This is a genomic window from Blautia sp. CGZ-1-C1 (genome assembly GCF_056504575.1).
Genome location: NZ_JBWLUT010000116.1, coordinates 116,710 through 140,159, shown reverse-complemented (window position 1 = coordinate 140,159; position 23,450 = coordinate 116,710). Strand labels below are relative to the sequence as shown.

12 protein-coding genes are annotated in these 23,450 nt (G+C 40.8%); 10 read left to right on the top strand and 2 right to left on the bottom strand.

Annotation, left to right across the window (positions count from 1 at the left end):
- The first annotated feature begins 466 nt into the window (after positions 1-466).
- From AC058W_RS11085 to AC058W_RS11065, 5 genes are all read left to right on the top strand, one after another.
- A complete protein-coding gene (locus tag AC058W_RS11085; RefSeq protein ID WP_118591403.1) occupies positions 467-2,212 on the top strand; it encodes an MATE family efflux transporter in 1,746 nt (581 codons plus the stop codon).
- A 187-nt stretch (positions 2,213-2,399) separates the two neighbouring features.
- Positions 2,400-11,402 (top strand): amino acid adenylation domain-containing protein, encoded by a 9,003-nt coding sequence (locus AC058W_RS11080; RefSeq protein ID WP_479390085.1) that lies wholly within the window; start codon positions 2,400-2,402, stop codon positions 11,400-11,402.
- A 26-nt stretch (positions 11,403-11,428) separates the two neighbouring features.
- Positions 11,429-11,728 (top strand): STAS domain-containing protein, encoded by a 300-nt coding sequence (locus AC058W_RS11075; RefSeq protein WP_117675597.1) that lies wholly within the window; start codon positions 11,429-11,431, stop codon positions 11,726-11,728.
- 110 nt (positions 11,729-11,838) lie between these two features.
- Positions 11,839-12,471 carry a 4'-phosphopantetheinyl transferase family protein gene (locus AC058W_RS11070; RefSeq protein ID WP_117675596.1) on the top strand — a complete coding sequence of 211 codons (633 nt, stop codon included), beginning with the start codon at positions 11,839-11,841 and terminating at the stop codon, positions 12,469-12,471.
- A gap of 470 nt (positions 12,472-12,941) precedes the next feature.
- Positions 12,942-14,636: a two-component system response regulator gene (locus AC058W_RS11065; RefSeq protein ID WP_479390084.1), complete on the top strand. Its 1,695-nt coding sequence runs from the start codon at positions 12,942-12,944 to the stop codon at positions 14,634-14,636.
- Between the two features lie 174 nt (positions 14,637-14,810).
- On the opposite strand, the gene AC058W_RS11060 is transcribed toward AC058W_RS11065, so the two are convergent.
- Positions 14,811-16,394: a glucose-6-phosphate isomerase gene (locus AC058W_RS11060; protein WP_479390083.1), complete on the bottom strand. Its 1,584-nt coding sequence runs from the start codon at positions 16,392-16,394 to the stop codon at positions 14,811-14,813.
- Between the two features lie 215 nt (positions 16,395-16,609).
- On the opposite strand from AC058W_RS11060, the gene AC058W_RS11055 reads away from it, so the two are divergent.
- Positions 16,610-17,113 carry an NUDIX hydrolase gene (locus AC058W_RS11055; RefSeq protein ID WP_117675589.1) on the top strand — a complete coding sequence of 168 codons (504 nt, stop codon included), beginning with the start codon at positions 16,610-16,612 and terminating at the stop codon, positions 17,111-17,113.
- Positions 17,114-17,150: 37 nt separating this feature from the next.
- Positions 17,151-17,405, top strand: coding sequence for an EAL domain-containing protein (locus AC058W_RS11050; protein WP_479390082.1), 255 nt, complete (start codon positions 17,151-17,153; stop codon positions 17,403-17,405).
- 529 nt (positions 17,406-17,934) lie between these two features.
- On the opposite strand, the gene thrH is transcribed toward AC058W_RS11050, so the two are convergent.
- Complete coding sequence (gene thrH, locus AC058W_RS11045) at positions 17,935-18,537, bottom strand: bifunctional phosphoserine phosphatase/homoserine phosphotransferase ThrH (protein ID WP_479390081.1); 603 nt, start codon at positions 18,535-18,537, stop codon at positions 17,935-17,937.
- A gap of 531 nt (positions 18,538-19,068) precedes the next feature.
- Between thrH and AC058W_RS11040 the strand changes: the two genes are divergently transcribed.
- The 3 genes from AC058W_RS11040 to AC058W_RS11030 are packed head-to-tail and all read left to right on the top strand — an operon-like array spanning position 19,069 to position 23,258.
- Positions 19,069-19,605 carry a MarR family winged helix-turn-helix transcriptional regulator gene (locus AC058W_RS11040; protein ID WP_117675583.1) on the top strand — a complete coding sequence of 179 codons (537 nt, stop codon included), beginning with the start codon at positions 19,069-19,071 and terminating at the stop codon, positions 19,603-19,605.
- A gap of 43 nt (positions 19,606-19,648) precedes the next feature.
- Complete coding sequence (locus AC058W_RS11035; protein ID WP_118516498.1) at positions 19,649-21,382, top strand: ABC transporter ATP-binding protein; 1,734 nt, start codon at positions 19,649-19,651, stop codon at positions 21,380-21,382.
- Positions 21,375-23,258, top strand: a complete 1,884-nt coding sequence (locus tag AC058W_RS11030; protein ID WP_479390080.1) for an ABC transporter ATP-binding protein — start codon at positions 21,375-21,377, stop codon at positions 23,256-23,258. The genes AC058W_RS11035 and AC058W_RS11030 overlap by 8 nt, the downstream gene beginning before the upstream one ends.
- Positions 23,259-23,450: the final 192 nt, after the last annotated feature.

Below are 23,450 nucleotides of genomic sequence, written 5' to 3'. Positions count from 1 at the left end.
TCTCTGAATTCGGAACAAAGCAGATGATAGGATCCCCTCTCAAACAAGATATGTCGGCTTCTGCCATCAGGCATGCGGCCGAAGTCATCAAACTGCTCCAACGCCCCGATGATAGTTCTTTTGTTTCGCAGATAGTCTTTAGAATGCGGAGCTTTTAATTTCCTACAGACTTTATTCATCTGCAGCTGATAATAAACAGACTGTGGAAAGAGATAACCTCCACGGAAAAAGACCTGTTTATCATAGTCCAGTGGTCTGTCTGTATGGAATGGATAAACTTATAAAAACAGAATGGATCGTATGCCCTGTTTGCGGCAGGAAAACGCACAACAAAATATCATTTCATTCCAAATAGCTGCATTTCGTTCTTTTTAAATGAAATGCGGTTATTTTTATGATAAAATTATAATTTAATATAGGGAAAATTGTGAAATTTAGAGCTTATTTGAAAAAGGGGGATGAAATATTGGAAAAAAGAAATAACAGACTGCTGAATGCGAAGTTGAATAAATACATCATTCCGGGGATTATGATGTCGCTGGCGCTTCAGCTGGGAAATATCGTTGATACGATCTTTGTAAGTAACTTAATAGGTGTGGAGGCAATGTCCGCGGTTACGATGAGTCTGCCGGTTGAGACAGTTGTTCAGCTTGTGGGTTACTGTCTTGGAATCGGAGGTTCGATAGCGGCAGGGATTATGCTTGGGAAGCGTGACAAAGAAGGGGCTTCCAAATTATTTTCGGCTACTTTTATAGTGACACTTCTTGTGGGAATCATTTTTTCAGTCAGTGCATTGTTTACCGCGGAACCGATTGCAAGGCTGCTTGTATCGGGCGAGGGTAATCTGATGCATTATACAAGAGATTATATTCGCGTAAGTATGCTTGGTGCACCGGTGATTGGAATCGGATTGATGATGGTAAGCTATCTTGGCGCAGAGAATCATCCGGAACTCTCATCTGCATATCTGATAGCTGCAAATGTGATAAATCTTGTGCTTGATTACATATTCCTCAGGTTTACCCCGCTGGGAATTGCAGGTGCGTCTTTATCAACGGTACTCGGATTTCTGGCTGCGATGGTGATCTTTATATTTTATATTCGTTCAGATAAGCGAAATCTCAGTCTTGTTTTTCTAAAGGCCAGAGATTTCGTGATAATAAAAGAAGCAGTTGTTACGGGCATACCGATGCTGATTTTTATGGCGGCAAATTTTGTAAAAGCGCTTGGACTTAATACAATAATCATGAATCTTATCGGTGAGGACGGAATGGCGGTATTTACAGTCTGCGATAATGTGCTTCTGATCGTTGAGATGCTTACCGGAGGAATTATCGGTGTTATTCCGAATGTTGCAGGTATTCTCTTTGGTGAGAAAGATTATGTGGGTATCCGGGTTCTTTGCAAAAAAATGCTGAAATACAGCTACATGGTTCTGGCAGTTGTATTTATATGTGTGATGGTATTTACTGAACAGATCACGATTTTGTTTGGAAGCAGCGGTGGTGAACTGGGAAGACAGATGGTAGATTCACTTCGTATATTTGCCTTATGTGTGGTGCCGTATCTCTGGAATAAATTTATGGTAAGCTATTATGAATCCATTGAAGAGACGGCAATCGCAAGTTTTGTTACATTTCTTCAGAATGCAATCGTGGTTCTGCCTGCAACACTGGCAGGAATTCTTATCTGGAGACAGATAGACGGAATCGGTATAGACGGAATCGCTGTTGGTTTTGTCGTTACTGAGGTAGTGACAGCTATCGCAGCATATGTTTTCCGGAAAATAAAACATAAAGGTTCTACATTCTATATTGTTCCGGATAAAAATCCGGGAATCAACCTTGACTTTTCAATTAAAAGTACAATGGATGAAGCACAGGATGTCAATAAAAAGATCATAGAGTTCTGCCGGGAAAATAATATATCGGCAAAGAAAGCAAATCTTGCGGCTGTATGTGCGGAAGAGATGACAGTAAATATCATTAAGTTTGGAGGAAAAACTTCTAACTGGATCGATATCAATCTCTGTATTGAAGATGATACCTGCAACCTGAGAATCAGGGACAACGGAGTGAATTTCAATCCTCTGGAATACAGCTATGACAGTGAAGATTTTGATATTCATGGAATAGAGCTTGTGAAGAAGATTTCAACATCGATGAACTATATCCGTGCGATTGATATGAATAATACAGTAATATCTTTTTAGCAGGAAACAATATGCCGACAAGATTATTCAGGAAATCAATTTGTTGGTACGATAGGCTGATAAGATAAGAAAAACAAAAGTCAGCAAAAGACTACTGTTTATGCAGTGAATAGAAACAGTAAGTGTAAGAGAAAAATGAAGGTACTGAACAGTTATAAACGAAGATTATTGCAGGAGGTGCAAGGAAATGTCCGTAATTAATGAGAAAAGTAATTTCACATTTGAGTTTCAGCCGGTAACAAAACTCTTTGAAGAACAGGTACGTCTTCATCCGGACAAGTGTGCGGTTGTTACGAGTAAGGAAAGCTTCACATATTCTGAATTAAATGAAAGGGCAAACAAAGTTGCCAATTCACTGATTGAAAATGGTGTAAGACGTGAAGTGATTGTAGGTGTTGTACTTGAACGCTGCTGCGACTTTTATGCAGTGAGACAGGGTATTTTAAAAGCCGGAGGAGCATTTGCCGTTGCTGCGCCGGAGTATCCGGATGACAGAATCGAGTATATTTTTGAAGATGCGGGAGTACCGCTTATTATCACAACGAAAGAAATTGCAGATGAACGTAAGGAATTGTTTACAAAGCTGAAATGCAGAGTACTTTTGCTGGAAGATCTGCTTGAAAATGAAAATACAGCAAATCCGGATACAGAGATCGGAGAGCATGATCTTTGCTATTGTATCTATACATCAGGTTCGACAGGAAAGCCGAAAGGTGTTATGATCGAGCACATTAATCTGGCAAACTTTGTAAATCCGAATCCGAAAAACTCAGAGATTTTTGGTTTTGCAGACAAAGGAAAGGTTTCTCTTTCCATGGCGGCAATGACATTTGATGTGTCCGTCATGGAGGAATTTGTTCCTCTTACCAATGGACTTACTGCTGTTATCGCAAGTGATGATGAGATTAATAATCCGATGATGCTTGGTGATTTAATCGTAAAAAATAAAGTTGATATCATGACGTCAACACCTACCTATGTATCAAATATTATCGATATCCCACAGCTTAAAGAAGCAATGGCTCAGATCAAAGTTTTCGACCTGGGAGCAGAAGCTTTTCCATCGGCGTTGTATGATAAGATCCGCACCGTAAATCCGGATGTTTATATTATGAATGGTTATGGTCCGACAGAGACAACGATCAGCTGTACGATGAAGGTTATCACAGACAGTAAAAACATTACGATCGGTGTTCCGAATGGTAATGTTAAGGTATACATTGTCGATAAGGAAAACAAGATTCTGCCTGATGGAGAGACGGGAGAGCTTGTTGTTGCGGGTATGGGAGTAGGCAGGGGATATATGAATCTTCCTGAAAAGACTGCTGACGTATTTATTGAACTTAACGGTGAGAGAGCATATAAAACAGGTGATCTGGCAAAGATCAATGCAGACGGCGAAATAGAGTTTTTCGGAAGAATGGACAATCAGATCAAGCTTCGCGGATTGAGAATTGAGCTTGGTGAGATTGAAGAAGTGATCAACAGCTTTGAGGGAATTATCACAAGCATTACAATTCCTGTTGATAACAAATATCTTTGCTGTTATTTTATTGCAGACAGAAGTATTGATACAGATGAGCTTTCAGATTATGCGGCGGGCTCACTTGCACATTATATGGTTCCGGATGTTTTTATCCAGCTGGAAAAAATGCCGATGACTCAGAATGGTAAGATTGATAAGAAGGCATTGCCGAAGCCGGTTTCCGAGCCGAAAAATCTGAAAGAACCACAGACACAGATGCAGAAGAAGATTTTTGAAATTGTTGCCGGGGTTGTCGGAAATGATTTCTTTGGAATTGATACAAGCCTTTATAAGGCCGGACTTTCTTCTATAAGTGCGATGAAACTTTGCATTCTGATTTCAGATGAATTTGGGGTTACCGTAAAAACGGGTGATATTCACGAGAATAATACAGTTGAGAAACTGGAAAAATATATCGCGCTTGCACCTAAGATCAGGACTTATGAAAAGAGAGATGTTTATCCGCTTACCGGTTCTCAAAAGGGAATCTTTGCAGAGTGTATCAAAAATCCTGAGAGTACCATATATAATATCCCGTTCTTATTTGAGCTTGATAACTCTGTAGATGTACAGAAGTTATCGGCAGCAGTTACGGCGATGGTGAATGCACATTCGTATCTGCTCACAAAAGTGTACCTCAATGACGATGGTGAGATGGTGCAGTGCCCTTGCGAAAAAGAGTTTGCGCCTGAGATTATTGAAACAACAAATGATAAATTTGAGACTGTAAAGAATGAACTTGTGCGTCCGTTTAAGCTGGAGAAAGGACGTCTGTTCCGTGCGGAAATTTATCTTACAGAAGATAAAAAGTACCTTTTTACGGATTTCCATCATATCATTGCTGACGGCAATTCCTATGACATCATTTTTGCAGATATCAACAGAGCATATATGGGTGAAAAACTCGAAAAAGAATCTTATACGGGATTTGATGCGGCACTTGATGAAGAGCAGCAGATGAAAGAAGGAAAATATAAGAAAGCTGAGAAATATTATGACAGTATTTTCGAAGGAATTGAGACAGAATCACTTCCACTTCCTGACAAGTCCAGTGAAGTTCCTGAAAAAGGATATACATCCAGAAATATAAAGATTTCCGAAGATAAGATCCTTTTCTGCTGTGAAAAACTGGGAGTTACTCCGAATGTTTTATTTACAGGTGTGTTTGGCATTCTTGCGACCAAGTATTCAAACGCAGACGACAGTCTTTTTGCAACTATTTATAATGGAAGAAATGATTCAAGACTTGAAAATACAGTCTGCATGCTTGTAAAAACACTTCCGGTTTACTGTGTGTTTGACAGCAAAACTACCATACAGACTTACATGACAGAGCTTTCCGAACAGCTGATGTCATCCATGGCAAATGACATTTTCCCATTCTCTGATATCTGTGCAAAATACGGATTTAACTCAGATCTTGTTTTCGCATATCAGGCAGAACTTGAGGATGATTATCCGATCGGAGATACGATGGCAAAAGGAGAAGACCTCTCCCTTGATATGGCAAAAATGCCGCTGCTTATTCAAGTAAGAGATTATAACAATGAATATGTGCTTACCGCAGAATACCGAAGTGATATGTACAGCGAAGCTTTTGTTAATGGTATGCTTGAAGCATATGAGGCTGCGATGAAATCTATGCTTAAAGCGAAGTATGTTTCAGAAGTATCTGTTCTTTCCCGGAATGCAGCAGATGAGATTGCAGAGTTTAATCATACAGAATGTGATTATGACAGAAGCAAAACAATTTCTGATATGTTTGATGAGATTGTACAGGCAGTGCCGGATCAGACTGCTGTAGTATATAAGGACAGAAAATATACATATAAAGAAATTGATAAACTCAGCGACAGACTTGGAAAATATATTTTATCCCTTGGAATTGACAGGGAAGAGGTTGTATCAATTCTGATTCCGCGTTGTGAGTATATGGCAATCGCACCGCTGGGTGTAATCAAGGCCGGAGCAGCATATCAGCCGCTTGACCCGACGTATCCGAAAGACAGACTGATGTACATGTTAGAGGATTCCTCTGCGAAACTTCTCATTGCTGACAGAGAACTCCTGCCGTTAGTGGACGGATATAAAGGAAAAATCCTGTTTACGGATGAAATTGTGCAGTTAGAAGACACCATGCAGCTGGAAGATACAGATATCCAGCTGAGGAAACCGTCTCTGCATGACTTATTTATTCTGCTTTATACATCCGGCTCAACGGGCGTCCCGAAGGGATGTATGCTTGAATATGGAAACATTACTGCTTTCTGCCATTGGTTTAAGAAATATTACGAAATTGGTTTTGATTCCAAAATAGCTGCATATGCTTCATTTGGATTTGATGCGTCTATGATGGATGTTTATGGTGCGATCGTGAATGGAGCCGAACTTCATATCATTCCGGAAGAGATCCGGCTTGACTTTATCGGACTCAATAATTATTTTGAAGAAAATGGCATTACGAATGCATTTATGACAACCCAGGTTGGAAGACAGTTTGCACTGGAGATGGACTGCAAGAGTCTGAGGACTCTTTCTGTCGGTGGTGAAAAGCTTGTTCCATGTGAACCGCCGAAGAATTTTAAATTGTTCAATGCTTATGGACCTACGGAGAATACAATCTTTACAACAGTATTTGAGATTGATAAATATTATAATAATGTTCCGATAGGAAAGGCACTCGATAATGTCAGACTTTACGTGGCAGATAAGTTTGGACATATGCTTCCGTACGGTGCCTGCGGCGAACTGATGATAGCAGGCTGGCAGGTTTCCAGAGGATATCTCAATAAGCCGGAGAAAACCGCCGAAGTATACACCAGAAATATTTATGATGATACGGAAGGATATGAAGTATTGTATCATTCCGGTGACGTTGTGAGATATCTTCCGGATGGAAATATCCAGATCATAGGCAGAAAGGATTCCCAGGTTAAGATCAGAGGATTCAGAATCGAACTTTCAGAAGTGGAAGAAGTCATCAGAAGATATAAAGGAATCAAAGATGCGACAGTTGTTGCGTTTGATGAGACATCCGGTGGAAAATATATTGCTGCATATGTGGTATCTGATGAGAAAGTGGATATACATTCATTAAATGATTTTATCAGAGAAACAAAGCCGCCGTATATGGTTCCGGCTGTAACCATGCAGATTGATAAGATTCCGTTGAATCAGAACCAGAAAGTCAATAAGAAAGAGCTTCCAAAGCCGGAAAGAAAAGCCGCAGAAATCATTAAGCCGCAGAATGACGTTCAGCAGAAATTATTTGACTGTATTTCAGAAGTACTTGGATATACGGAATTTGGAATTACAACTGATATTTATGATGCGGGACTTACATCGATCACTGCGATCAGGCTGAACATTCTTATTTCAAAAGCTTTTGATATCGTGATCAAGACATCAGATATCAAAAACAATCCTACGATCCAGGCTCTGGAGAGCTTTGTTAAAACTGCAGGAAAAGAAACAAAGAGAGAGATTCAGGAGGTTTACCCGCTTACCAATACGCAGGAAGGTATCTTTATTGAATGTACTGCAAATATGGGAACAACCATTTACAACATTCCGTATCTGCTGAAACTTGACAAACGGGTTGATCTTGAGAGACTTGCTTGCGCAATCGACAGTACGGTTAAAGCACATTCGTACCTTAAAACACGTCTCTTCATGGATGAAAACGGAGATGTTCTTCAGAGACGTAATGATGATTTGCCATGCAGAACACAGATTTTTAATGGAATGAACCGGGAGACTCTGGTTCGCCCATATATGTTGTTTAATGAGCAGCTTTTCAGATTTGAGATTTACAGAACCTGCGATGGAAATTATCTATTCCTGGATATTCACCATATCGTTGCAGACGGCACATCTCTCGCTATCATAATCAATGATATTAACAGAGCATATGCCGGAGAGAAACTTGAGGCAGAGAAGTATACTTCGTATGATCTTGCGCTTGATAACAGAGATGCGCTTAAGAGTGACGTTTATAAGAATGCTGAGAATTACTATAAATCAGTATTTGAGAACGCCGGAGGAAGTATAAGCTTCTACCCGGACAAAAATGGTTCAGTTCCGACGGCGGAAACTTACCGTAAAGAGATATCAGGGATATCTGTGCAGAGTGTAAAGGATTTCTGTAAGAAGAATAAGATTACGGAAAATGTATTTTTCATTTCTGTTTTCGGACTTACGCTTGGAAAATATAATTTCAGAAAAGATGCTGTGTTTACGACGATCTATCATGGAAGAAATGACTCAAGACTTTCAGAAACAGTAGGTATGCTTGTAAAAACACTTCCTGTTTACTGCGATTTTTCAGGCAGTGCAAAAGAGTGTCTGACAGGCGTTCAGCAGCAGCTTATCGATTCTATGAATAATGATATTTATCCGTTCTCACAGATAAGCCGTGAATTTAATATAAAAGCGGATGCAATGGTTATTTATCAGGGAGACAGCTTTGAGTTCGATACGATCGGCGGCGAGTTTGCTTCGGAAGAACCGGTTCAGCTGAATGCAGCGAAAGCACCTGTTTCCGTAAGTATTTCCATTCAAAGAAATAAATTCGTCTTTGATATCGAGTACAGAGGCGATAAGTATAATGAAGAGACGATGAAATATCTTGCAGATAATCTGGAGATTGCAGCGGAGGGTATTCTTGGCGAATCTGAACCATCAGACATCAGACTTATGTTTGAGGAACAGACAGAAATGGAGAATGATCCTGATCATGCCGGAAAGACTTTCGTGGATCTGTTCAGAGAAGCAGTGGAAAAATATCCGGACAGACCTGCCATAAAAGATGAATCTGGTGAGATCACTTACAGAGAACTTGACCAAATGTCCGATTACATTGCACAGAATCTTACGGAAAATGGATTTGGCAGGGAAAAAGCTGCCGGTATCCTGTGTGGAAGAACAAGAGAATTTGCTGTCGCATATGTCGGTGTTATGAAGGCCGGTGGAGCGTATGTTCCGCTTGATCCGGAGTATCCGCGGAGCAGAATTGAATATATGCTGAAGGATTCGGGAGCAGATAATCTGCTTGTGGTCAGCCAGTATCGAGATCTTGTGGATTTTTACGATAAAAATGTGATAAGTATTGATGATGTTGCTGAAAAATCAAAGAATTTCCAGCTTTCTGTAAAACTCACAGCTCCAAAGCCGGAGAATCTGGCATATATGATCTATACTTCCGGTTCGACCGGAAAACCGAAAGGTGTTATGCTTGAACACAGAAATCTTCTGAATCTGATTGAATATGTTGTGGCATCAAGAAAAATGACACCGGATTTTGTAGTTGCTGAATTTGCAAGTTTTTGTTTTGACGCATCAGTGATAGATTTGTTTGCACCGCTTACTGCAGGAGCATCCGTATATATCCTGCCGGAGAGTATAAGAAAAGATGCAATCGCAGTTGGCAAATTTATAAAAGACGAAAAAGTTACTACTGCAACTTTCCCGACACAGATGGGTGAGCTGGTTGCAGAACTGCTTGAGGATGCTCCGAATCTTAAATTTGTCACCCTTGGCGGTGAGAAATTTAAGCATTACCGTAACCGTACCTATCAAATGATCAATGGTTATGGACCGACAGAAAATACTGTATCATCAACAGAATTCCGGGTTGACAGACAGTATGAGAATATACCGATTGGAAAATCTCAGAGAAATGTCAGAAGTTATATTGTGGATAAAGATTTAAACAGACTTCCGGTGGGAGAAGCAGGTGAACTGTGTCATGCAGGAAGACAGATTGCAAGAGGCTATCATAATCTTCCGGAAAAAACGGCTTCCGTATTTGTGGAGAATCCGTTCTCTGTATGCGAAGAGGACAGACGCCTTTACAGAACCGGAGATATGGTCCGTATGAAAGGTGACGGAAATATTGAGTACATTGGCAGAATTGATTCACAGGTAAAGATAAGAGGATATCGTGTTGAACTTGGAGAAATTGAAGGTGCTGTCCTTAAACATGAGCTTGTAAAAGAGTCTGCAGTTACAGTTATCGAAAAAGGTGGAAATAAATATATAACGGCTTATTATACAGGTGAAAGTATTCCGGACGATGAGCTTAAAGCATTCCTGGAACCACTGCTTCCTGATTATATGATGCCATCATTCTTTGTTTACCTGGATAAACTGCCTGTCACTCCGGGTGGTAAGATTGATAAAAAAGCACTTCCGTTACCTGAAGTAAAGACCGAGAGAACAGGATATGTGGCACCTGTTACTTCTGTCCAGACAGAACTTTGTGCGATATTTGAGAAAGCACTGGGAATTGAAAACGTAGGAATAGATGATAACTTCTTTGAACTGGGAGGTTCTTCACTTATTGCTTCAAAGGTTGCAATCATGTGCCTCTCAAAGAATATTTCAATCGTGTATGCAGATATTTTCAAACATCCTACGATTCGCGCACTTTCAGCAATCGTCGATGATGACGGGGCAGCTGAAGCTGTACAGAGTGACAATGAATTTTCAAAATATAATTACAACAAAATACAGAGTGTTATCAGCGGAAATGTGGAAGAGAATGTTGACAGAATAACGAAAGAAAATCTCGGAGACATCATGATCACAGGTGCGACAGGTTTCCTTGGAATACATGTTCTGAAAGCATATCTGGATAATTATGATGGCAAAGTTTACTGCCTTGTACGTAAAGGTGCATATGAATCATCGGAGAAGAGAATGATGAATATGCTGATGTACTATTTCGACAATCCATATCGGGAAATGTTCAAAGAGCGTATTGTTTGCGTGGATGGCGATATTACATCAAAAGAAGAAGTGAATGGATTTTCTGCGTATAAATTTAATACGATCATTAACTGTGCAGCCTGCGTAAAGCATTTTGCGGCAGATGATGTCCTGGAGAAAATAAACGTGCATGGCGTAGAAAATCTCGTTGATTTCTGCAAAAATAATGGACGCAGACTGATTCAGATTTCTACAGTTTCTGTTGCAGGTGAAGGTTCAAATGGTGTTCCGCCGATGTCCAGACTTTTTGGTGAAAATGATCTGTATATTGGACAGAGTATTACGAATGAATATATCCGTACAAAGTTCCTCGCCGAGAGAGCAGTACTTGAAGCTGTCGCAGACGGACTTGACGGAAAGATTATACGTGTGGGAAATCTTATGAGCAGAGATTCTGATGGTGAGTTCCAGATTAACTTTATTACCAACGGATTCCTGCGCAGTCTGAGAGGATATAAGGCTGTAGGCAAGTTCCCGATCGGAGGTATGCATGAAGCCGCAGAATTTTCTCCTATTGACTCCACTGCCCTTGCAGTTCTGAAGCTTGCGCAGACAGACAGGAGATTTACTGTATTTCATGCCTGCAACAGCCACCATATTTACATGGCAGATCTGATCTATGCAATGCGCGATTATGGATTTAAGATTGATATTGTAAGAGATGAGGATTTCGAGGCAACTGTAAAAGAGTTTGCGAAGAATAATAAAGATTCTGAAGCTGTTTCGGGACTTATTGCGTATACTTCACATAATGAAAATGAGATTTATACATTGGATTACAGTAACCGATTTACGGCACAGGTTCTTTACCGACTCGATTATAAATGGCCTGTTACGGATGATAAATATCTTGAAAGTGCGATAGCAGCACTTGACAGACTTACGTTCTTTGATTAAATTGGATAAAAAAGGAGGTACATTTCATGGAAATCGTAAAGAAAACAGAAGGAAATAAAGCAACGCTGGAGATCAGCGGATGGCTTGATACACAGACAGCACCTCAGTTACAGGAGGCACTTTCAGAACTTGAGGATAGCATTACAAGCCTCGTGTTTGACTTTGCAAAGCTTGAATATATTTCTTCAGCAGGACTGCGTCAGGTAATCGTTGCATATAAGAAGATGATGGGTAAGGATGGATTTAAGATTATAAATGTTTCGGATGAAGTATTTGATATTTTCAGACTTACCGGATTTGACCAGCAGATAGAAATCGAGAGATAAGATATAAGGATTGCTGATGTTTATATAACGTTATTCTACGAGATATTCAGGTAATGTAGTGTATTGCTGAGGACTGAGTGGTCAGCAATTTGATTTATGGATGATATAAAATGAAATTATACAGAATCAATATCAGGAATTTTAATGATCCGCTGCAGGATAAAAAGCTTCTCGAACTGGTTGACGAGAGGCGAAGAAAAAAGGTCATCAGGTATCTTCAGCCTGATGACCGGAAGAGAAGTCTTGGAGCAGGTATCATCATCAGGAAAATTCTTAATGAAAATGGATTTTCAGAAAATGATCTGAAGTATTCCGAAAATGAAAAACCATTTGTGGACAACCTCTTTTTTAATGTGTCACATGCAGGGGATTATGTAGTCGGTGTATTATCAGACTGCGAAGTCGGATGTGACATTGAAAAGAACAGTAAAGCGCCACTTGAGGTAGCAGAACATTATTTCTACTCCACAGAACTTGAATATATAAGATCTGCGGATGACAAAAACAGAGCATTCTTTACACTCTGGACATTAAAAGAAAGCTACATGAAGATGACTGGAAAAGGAATGAGCCTTGCACTGGACTCGTTTGAAGTAATTCCGACAGAGAATGGATTTATCCTCGGAAAATCTTCAGAGAAAAACTGTTTTTTTAAGACTCTGGAATTCGATGGATATATTTTTTCCGTCAGTAATGAAATGGAGTTTGCTCTTGACGAAGAGAAGTTCTGCGATATTCTGTAATGGAATAAATTTTATATGAGCTACCGGGAAAGAGAAAACGGTAGCAATTGGAAATGTGACGTCTGCAAATTGTGGACGTCATGTTACTGTTCGCGGGATAGTGGCGTGGAACAGTAACAACAGTAACGAAAGAGTTTCCCCGATTTCATATTAACTCTTGAAAGAATATGCAGAATAAGGTAAAATTAAGAAGCCAAAATACATTTTATATCATGTATGATTTTTTTATAACTTAGGATATTTTGCATAATTAAAATTGTGAGGTTACGAGGCCTAAATTGTAGAAAACTCTGACAGGAAACGAGAGTATACATCTGGCCGGTTATTTTAAGATACATTAGAAGAACAAACAGATCGTCAATGAATTTTAAGCATCTCCGGCAGACATATCCGGAGATGTTTTGCTGTTGCCGGAAACGGAATGAACAGTAATGTTTGGCTTTTCGGTCTGAAGGGAGCAATAGAGAAGTATGATAAAAGATTCTGACAATGTAAAACTGCTGGAACCGGGAAAAACGCCAGCAAAGAGAAAGATTCTGGTCGTAGAGGACAATGAACTGAATCGTGAAATCCTTTCTTCTTTTCTGGAAGAGAGATTTGAAGTTCTTCTTGCGGAGAATGGGGAAGAAGGACTTAAGATTCTCAGGGAATATTACAGAGAATTATCTGTAGTATTACTTGACATCTGCATGCCGGTGTGTGATGGATTTGAATTTCTTAGACAGAGAAATACGGATAAAGTGTTATCAACGATACCGGTTATTGTTATGACCGGAAGTAATTCGAAGGATGCGGAGATTCAGTGTCTGGATCTGGGTGCGGTTGATTTTATTCCGAAACCTTATAATTTTAAAATTGTAATGGGCAGAATCAACAGTGTAATAAAGTTAAGAGAGTCTGTGCTGACACTTACAGCGGTAGAGCATGACGAACTTACCGGAATTTATACCAGACAGGCATTCTTCTATCATGCCAAAGTACTTCTAAAGGCTAAGGCGGAGGAGAAATTTCATCTGGTAGTTGCCGACATCAGAGATTTTAAACTGATTAACAGCAGTTATGGAGATAAGATCGGGGATCAGGTTTTGTGTTATCTGGCCCGGACATATGCAAAGATGATGCCGCATGGTCTGGTATCCAGATATGGAAGTGATCAGTTTGTATGCCTTGCTTATGGGGATATGGATCTGTCGTTAGATATAATGAAGAGAGTGACAGAAGAAATTGCGGAGAATGCTCCGATTCCGAATCTTATGGTTAAGTACGGAATTTATGAAGATATTGATATTTCGTTACCGGTTTCCGTAATCTGTGACAGAGGATTTATGGCAATCCGCAGTATTCGTGATAATTATGAGAACAGTATTGCATATTATACGAAAGAGTTAAAACAGAAACAGATGCTTGACAGAAAGCTGGAGAACCGATTTGACAGTGCGATTCGTGATAAAGAGTTTGCAGCATATTTCCAGCCGAAATATGATGTAAAAACAGAGAAAATTGTAGGAGCAGAGTCTCTGGTACGCTGGATCAATCCGGATGGCTCTATGGTAATGCCGGGGGATTTTATTCCGCTATATGAGAGGGATGGCCTGATCGTAAAACTGGATGAATATATATTCAGATATGTATGTGAATTTCAGCGAGAACTTATAGAGAAAGGACAGAAACTGGTTCCAATCTCGGTAAATCTGTCACGTGTAAGTATTCATCATACAGGCGTTGTAGAGCGTTATGTTGACATCGTAAAAGAAACGGGAATTCCATTTTCCTGTGTGCCGATTGAACTGACAGAGACGGCTACATTGAATAATGTGAAGATCAGAGACTTTACAGAGAGACTGGTAAATGCTGGATTTGCATTGCACATGGATGACTTTGGCTCAGGGTATTCTTCTCTGATCACATTAAGTGAACTGCCATTTAATACATTGAAGATCGATAAGAGTCTGATAGACTGTATCGGGCAAGATAAGGGAAGAATGATCGTGCAGCAGATAACAATTCTTGCACATGGACTTGGCATGAATGTGATTGCCGAAGGTGTGGAGAGCGCGGATCAGGTAGAACTTCTGAGAGAAATGGGCTGTGATGCTATTCAGGGATTTTATTATTCCAGACCATTGCCGAGAGCTGAATTTATGGAGAAGCTCTGCGGAGCATAATTAAATTAAAAGAAGATAGGAAGACCATCATACAGAATCTTGTGGGGACTGTATGATGGTTTTTATATTATAGAAAACTATTGAATAACATTCCTATGACATAAAAAAGCGGGAAATCATCCAGATCAGAATGATTTCCCGTAGATATTTTCTGTAAAAGTATAAAACTACAAATCAGATGTTTAACAGATCGCTGTATACTTTCAGTGCTCCGTCAGTGTCGTGTGCGAGAACACGTTTGGCAAGGACTTTACCAAGCTGTACACCTTCCTGGTCGAAGCTGTTTAAGTTCCATACGAATCCCTGGAACATGATCTTGTTCTCGAAGTGAGCAAGTAATGCACCAAGAGAAGCCGGTGTCAGTTCTTCACCTACGATGATACTGGAAGGACGACCGCCCTTGAAGTTCTTGTTGAGGTTCTCGTCTTCTTTACCGCATGCAAATGCTACGATCTGAGCTGCAACGTTAGCGCAGAGTTTCTGCTGGCTTGTGCTGTTCTCGATATCAACATCTACACCAAGCTGGCTCTTCTTAAAGCCGATGAACTGAAGCGGAACGATATCAGTTCCCTGATGTAATAACTGATAGAAGGAATGCTGTCCGTTTGTACCTGGCTCACCGAAGATAACCGGTCCTGTCACATAGTTTACAGGTTCACCGAAACGGTTTACAGATTTACCGTTGGACTCCATATCACACTGCTGTAAGTGTGCAGGGAAACGGCTTAATGCCTGAGAGTATGGAAGAACTGCTGTAGCAGGATATCCCTGTACGTTTCTCTCATAAACACCGATCAGGGCGTCAAGCATATCCGGGTTCTCAAGGATGTTCTTGTTTGTAGCAAGCTTGTCCTCAGCAGCAGCTCCGTCAAGGATCTGTGCAAATACTTCAGGGCCGAATGCAAGGGAAAGGATTGCTCCGCCTACACCGGAAACAGAAGAGTAACGTCCGCCGATATAGTCATCCATAAAGATTGCTGTCAGATAATCTTCGCTCTTAGCCAGAGGAGAAGTCTCACTTGTTACAGCAAGCATATGTCTGGAAGGATTTAATCCTGCTTTAACGAGAGCATTCTTTACAAATGCTTCGTTTGTTAATGTCTCAAGAGTTGTACCGGATTTGGATACAACGATGAAAAGAGAATGAGCAAGGTCTACGGAAGTAAGAACAGCAGCTGCATCATCAGGGTCTACGTTGCTGATGAATTTCGCTTCCATCTTGAATGTGTTGTTTGCTTTCGCCCAGTTCTCAAGAGCGATATATAATGCACGAGGACCTAAGTCACTTCCGCCGATACCGATCTGTACTACAGTTGTGAATTTCTCGCCGTTTTCATTTGTGATCTCACCTGCGTGAACTTTGTTTGCAAAGTTTGCTGCTTTTTTCTGCTGTGCAACGTAGAATTCACGTTTGTCAACACCGTCTACAACTACAGCTTCACCAAGCTGGGTACGTGCAAGGTGATGAAGAACCATACGTTTCTCTCCTGTATTGATTACAGCGCCGTTGTATAATTCCTGGAATTTGTCGATAAGTTCGGCCTCATCTGCAAGTTTTGCAAGTGCGTCAAGAACTGTCTCATCCACCTGTTTTGCAGCATAATTGTAAGTTAAACCGGCTGCCATTGGTGCGCTGTATTTCACTACACGTTCTGCACCCTTCTCACCTGCCATGGCGTCAGCGATATTTACGTGACCTTTCAGTTCGGCAAGTTTGCTGTAAGAAGCAAGGGTATCCAGATTTTTCCATGTTGCCATAATAATATTCCTCCTTTAAATGACTGCCTCCATACGGTGACAGTTGTCTAATGCAATTATACTTAATAATTGTTTTAATTTCAATGCAAGGATGCATGGAATTTAAGGATATTTTGCAGGTATCTTGTTTATTTTTCATAAATAAGTTGCTTTACGACAGGGAAAAGCCGTATAATGAAGGGCAGCAATACATTAATGAAAGGAAACAGATCAACATGGAGTTTTGGGACATTTATGATAAAGACAAGAAACCGACCGGACGCACAATGAAGAGAAATGACTGGTGCTTAAAGGATGGAGAATATCATCTGACAGTTCTGGGTGTGGTTGCAAGACCGGATGGAACTTTCCTTATAACAAAACGCGTAATGACGAAAGCATGGGCACCAGGCTGGTGGGAAGTATCCGGCGGAGCTGCTCAGGCGGGAGAGGAATCTTACGAAGCTGTTTTGCGTGAGGTAAAAGAGGAAACAGGTCTGGATGCACGTGGTGCAGAAGGTGGATATCTTTTTACATATAAGAGAGAGAACCCGGGTGAGGGCGATAATTATTTCGTGGATGTGTATCGCTTTGTGATGGACATTGACGAGAAGAATCTGCATCTGCAGACAGAGGAAACAGACGGATATATGTTTGCTACAGTTGATGAGATTAAGGCGTTTGCGGCAGAAGGAAAATTTCTGCATTATGACAGCATAAAGAAAGCGTTTGAACTGTAGCCGGACTGTACGGCAGTGACGGAAGCGAAAAGATTGAATGAAAGATCAGAGTCTGTATGCGGCAGAATCATTGCTTAGATTCCATACCTCTGAGGGCGAATTTATTTCTCCGATGGAGTTTGTACCGCTTCTGGAGAATTGCGGTCTGATCATTCCTGTGGGAAGATGGATTATGGATACCGCTATGACGATGTGTGAAGAATGCAGAAAGGTTTATACAAACTTCAAGATCAGTATCAATCTGTCTTATATTCAGGGATATTATTGTTACTGTTCACTCCGTTCTCAGTAACACGCTTCGCGATGCACAGAATTTATGCTATTCGCATAAATTCGCGCGGTATGTCTCGGGATAGTGGCGTGTGAACAGTAACATATTATTACAGAAAGCCATGTTCGGCGGAGCAGTTTAAAGAGAAATACGGGATAACGAAATAGTAAAAATAATAAGCGTTTTTGGATCTTCTAAAATCCGGAGATATATTGTGTGAATTTATAAAAAACCATCATACAGAACCGATGCAACGAAAAAATATTTCGATGTTATTGGGAATGTATGATGGTTTTTGTACTAACTGGAAATTATTTACAATACGAAATTGCTATTGATTGATTTTTGAGTAATGTTTCAAAATAATTAGTTTCTAGTGTAGCGACAAGTTGATTTCTCGAACAATCTTGCGTCTAAATTCCTTATTTCCGCGTTGTCGTCGGTCGCCGTAGCCACCGCTACGCCTCTCTCCTCCGCCTTGAAATAAGAAAATTTATCCTGCAAGATTGCTTCAAGAATCAACTTGTCGGCACACTAGGATTTCCGTCAATTATTTCATAGCATTCTTAATAGCTGACAGTAATTCATCATAAGCTTCATATGCCGGGATATCCGGGTAATCGGCTTTGATCTTATCAGTGCTTCTGAAAAGGAATCCGGCTTTACTTGCCTGGATCATACCAAGGTCATTGTAGGAATCACCACTTGCGATCGTATCAAATCCGATAGACTGTAAAGCTTTGACAGTGCTTAATTTGGACTGTTCCACTCTCATCTTGAAGCCGGTGATCTCACCGCTGTCTGCAACTTCAAGAGTGTTGCAAAACAGTGTTGGTCTGCCAAGCTTTTCCATTAGAGGTGCAGCAAACTGTGTGAAAGTATCACTGATCAGGATGACCTGAGAGAAGGAACGAAGTTCATCCAGAAATTCCTTAGCACCTGGAAGCGGGTCAATTTTTGCGATAACATCCTGGATCTCTTTCAGTCCGAGACCATGTTCTTTCAGAATGCCAAGTCGCCAGTTCATTAATTTATCATAATCCGGCTCATCACGGGTAGTTCTCTTAAGTTCCGGGATTCCGCTGGTTTCTGCGAATGCAACCCAGATTTCCGGCACCAATACACCTTCTACGTCAAGACATGTAATATACATAATAAAAATCCTCCTTTGTTATTAAACATAGTCCGGAATCCATCTGATTTTACAGAATATTATTTTCGGACTTTTGTATTTTATCGCTGTACTCAGTGAAACAATATTAACATACTTTCCGGGCAGACGCAATTTCTGGATTATAAAAAATACAAATTGTTATTGATAAAAAGTTACTGTTCACACACCACTATCCCGCGAGGTGTTTTGGCATAAATATGCCAAAATCCCGAGACATACAAGCCAAAATTCCATTGCCGCAGGCAATCTGGAATGAATTTTGGCTACGTTACTGAGAACGGAGTGAACAGTAACGATAAAAATGATTGACATTCCACATATGCATCATTATAATAAAAAAATAGTTAGGGTACTAACTAAATAGAAAGCCATAAAACTTCCCACTTTCAGGATTCTATGTACTGGTATTCTGAAGAGGTGGGATTTTATCAGCTTGCTATAAATCAGAAAGTAATGAAGCGGATTACAAATATCTGACTGACAGGAGGTGCAGGAGCGATAGAGGAAGAAATGAAACAGAGACTAAAGGATATGTATGTTGGCAGGCTGATCCATATTTTGTCACATTCCATGCGGCGGCATAATCCGACCGAAGTGATGGAGAATGATGATCTGACAACGATGCAGAAGCATGTGCTGAAATTCATTCTTCTTGAAACGATGCATCGGGATCTTTATCAGAAAGATGTTGAAGAGGAATTTCAGGTCAGAAAGCCAACAGCGACCGGAATTCTGAAGCTGATGGAGAAGAATGGCTATATTTACAGAGAGAGTGCCAGACAGGATGCACGTCTGAAACGGATTGTCCCTACCGAAAAGGCAGAGAACATCCGCCTGGCAATTCTTAAGAGCATCGAGGAAAATGAAGAGGCAATGGTTCGGGGAATCCCGAAAGAAGATGTGGAGCTGTGCAAGCAGGTTCTGTGGCAGATGTATGAAAATCGCAGAAGCGTATGTAATTGTCTGGCAGATCAGGAGAAAGAGAGACAGTCACAGGAAGTTGATGATGTTCATGGTAAAGAAGAACATTGTGAACATAAAAAGTAATGAGAGGTAACAATTATAAAGAATAAGGAGGACATCGACAAAGATGAATAAGAAACTTTTAAGTTCCGTCCGGGAATACAAGAAGCAGTCTGTATTGGCTCCGATCCTTGTAATTCTGGAAGTACTGATGGAAGTTCTGATTCCGCTGGAAATGGCGAAGATCATCGACGTAGGTATCGCAAACGGCGATATGAGCTATATCATCCAGCGAGGAGTCATCCTTGTTGCAATGGCAATGATCTCTCTGTTTTTCGGTGTACAGGCCGGAAACATGGCGGCAGTTGCGGCAGCAGGATATGCAAAGAATTTACGACATGATATTTTTTACAAGGTGCAGGATTTCTCCTTCAAAAATATCGACCACTTTTCAACCTCAGGTCTGGTCACACGATTGACTACAGATATCACGAACGTGCAGCAGGCATATATGATGAGCATACGTCTCCTTGCCAGAGCACCGTTTATGATCATTCTGTCATGGATCATGACACTGACCATTAACAAGGAAGTTGCTTTACTTTTCCTGGTCGTAGTTCCGCTTCTGGGCGGTACATTGATCTTCATTGCAAAGAAAGCACATCCGCATTTCATCAAAGTATTTGATGAGTACGATATCCTGAACAATTCTGTACAGGAAAATGTAAATGCATCCCGCGTAGTTAAGGCATTCGTAAGAGAAGACCATGAGATCGAGAAATTCCATGGAATTTCCAAATACGTTTACAACCTCTTTACTAAAGCAGAGAAGATTGTTGCATGGAATGCTCCGGTTATGCAGTTTATGATGTATACCGTAATTATTATCATTGTTGCCATCGGTGGAAGAGGAATCGTTCTCGGCGGCATGGAGACTGGTGAACTGACAAGTGTTATCGTTTATGCACTTCAGATTCTGATGTCCCTGAACATGGTAACTTTCGTATTTGTTATGATTATGATCGCACAGGCATCTACAGACCGTATCATTGAAGTTCTGGATGAAGTTCCGGAAATGCAGGATAAGGCTGATGCAGTAAAAACAGTGGCAGATGGTTCTATTGACTTCAATCATGTAGATTTCAGCTATGCAGGAGAAGGCGGAAACCTTTCCCTGAAGGATGTAAACCTTCATATTAAATCAGGTCAGACCGTCGGTGTTATCGGTGGAACCGGTAGTGCCAAATCTACTCTGGTACAGCTGATTCCGAGACTCTATGATGTCACGAAGGGAAATGTACAGGTTGGCGGCGTAGATGTCCGTAACTATAATCTGGAGGTTCTTCGTGACCAGGTTTCTATGGTACTGCAGAAAAATGTGCTTTTCTCCGGAAGCATTTATGAAAACATCCGCTGGGGCGATGAACATGCCAGTGATGAAGAAGTTCAGCGAGTTTGTAAGCTTGCACAGGCAGACGGATTCGTCAGTGAATTCCCGGATGGCTATAATACTATGATCGTTCAGGGTGGTAACAACGTATCCGGTGGACAGAAGCAGCGTCTGTGTATTGCCAGAGCACTTCTTAAGAAACCGAAGATTTTGATCCTGGATGACTCTACCAGTGCGGTAGATACCAGAACAGATGCCCTGATTCGTAAGGCTTTCCGAGAGGAAATCCCGAACACAACAAAGATCATTATTGCACAGCGAGTTTCTTCTATTGAGGATGCAGACCAGATCATCGTACTGGATGACGGTAAGATCGTAGGCGTGGGAACATCCGAAGAACTGCTTAAGACAAACGATATTTACAGAGAAGTATATGAATCACAGGTCAAAGGAGGCGGAGACGATGAATAAGAAAAAAAAATTAGATCAGAACACCATCAAAACTGCCAAAAGACTTCTGAAATATATGACAGCAACTTATAAAGCACAGTTTATCCTTGTGTTTATCTGTATCTTTATCAGTTCAGTAGCCAGCATTTCTGTTTCTCTGTCATTGAAATTCCTGCTGGATGATTTTATCATTCCGCTGATCGGACAGACAGATCCGAACTTTGCAGAACTGTATAAGGCGCTTTCCGTTCTTGGCTGTATTTTCCTTCTTGGTGTAATTGCTACATTTATCTATACCAGAACAATGGTTTATATCGGTCAGGGCGTGCTGAAACGTGTTCGTGACGATATGTTTGAACATATGCAGACTCTCCCGATCCGCTACTTCGATCAGAACACAAACGGATCCATCATGAGTCTTTATACCAACGATACCGACACATTGAGACAGATGATCAGCCAGGCGATTCCGCAGGCATTGATGGCATTGTTTACGATCATTGTTACATTTATTTCCATGCTGGTGTTAAGCCCGCTGCTTACAATTCTGGCAGTTGTGATCATTTTTGTCATGTTGAAGGTCACGAATAAAATCGGTTCTAACAGTGGTAAATACTTCATCCGCCAGCAGGTATCTCTGGCAGACGTGACTGGTTTCGTGGAAGAGAGAATGAACGGACAGAGAGTTGTAAAAGTTTTTAACCACGAAGAGCAGTCCAAAGAAGAATTTGACAAACTCAACGAAGCACTTTTCGAAAGTTCTGCAAATGCCAATAAATACGGTAACATGATGGGACCTGTAATTGGTAACATTGGTAACCTGCAGTTCGTTTTAACAGCTGTACTTGGCGGACTTCTATCTGTAACAGGAGTCGGCGGCATCACTCTTGGTGTCATGGCTTCCTATCTGCAGTTTACAAAGAGCTTCACACAGCCGTTTATGCAGGTGGCACAGCAGTTTAACGCAATCGTTATGGCTCTGGCTGGTGCAGAACGAATCTTCAGGCTCATTGATGAGGAACCGGAAGAGGATGAAGGCTATGTAGAACTTGTCAATGCGAAGAAAGATGCCAATGGAAACATCACAGAATGCAAAGAAAGAACAGGTATGTGGGCATGGAAACATCCGCATTCCGCAGACGGTTCTGTAAGCTACACAGAGCTGACAGGAGATGTACGTTTCGAAGATGTTACTTTTGGTTATAACCCGGATAAAGTAATTCTGAAAGACATCAGTCTCTTTGCAAAACCAGGACAGAAACTTGCTTTCGTAGGTTCTACCGGTGCCGGTAAGACAACCATCACAAACCTGATTAACCGTTTCTACGATATTCAGGAAGGTAAGATCCGTTACGACGGAATCAACATCACGAAGATTAAGAAAGACGACCTCAGACGTTCTCTGGGAATTGTACTTCAGGATACTCATCTGTTCACTGGAACTATTAGGGAAAATATCCGCTATGGTAAACTGGATGCGACAGATGAGGAAGTATACGAGGCAGCAAGACTGGCTCATGCAGACCAGTTCATCAAGATGCTTCCGAATGGATATGACACCATGTTAAGCGGTGACGGCGAGGAACTCTCCCAGGGACAGCGCCAGCTTCTCTCTATCGCCAGAGCAGCCGTAGCCAACCCGCCGGTACTGATCCTGGATGAAGCAACTTCAAGTATCGATACCCGTACAGAGAGTATCGTACAGAAAGGTATGGATAACCTGATGAAAGGCCGTACCGTATTCGTAATCGCCCATCGACTCTCAACCATCAGAAACAGCGATGCCATCATCGTACTGGACCATGGTAAGATCATCGAAAGAGGCGACCATGAAGACCTCATTAAGTTAAGAGGAACTTATTATCAGCTTTATACTGGTAAGCTGGAGTTATCTTAAAGGATTACTTTTATATAGAGTTATATGGATTAAAAGGTATGCGTATAAGGGTGTGGCAGACAGATAAGGTCTGCTGCGCCCTTATACTATGGAAGGAATATATTTAAGTTAATTTGTTGTTCTGTTAGTCCATTGTTATTACTTAAGTTTTCCGTTATAATAAAAAATTATAGAGATTGTTTATGAAAAATT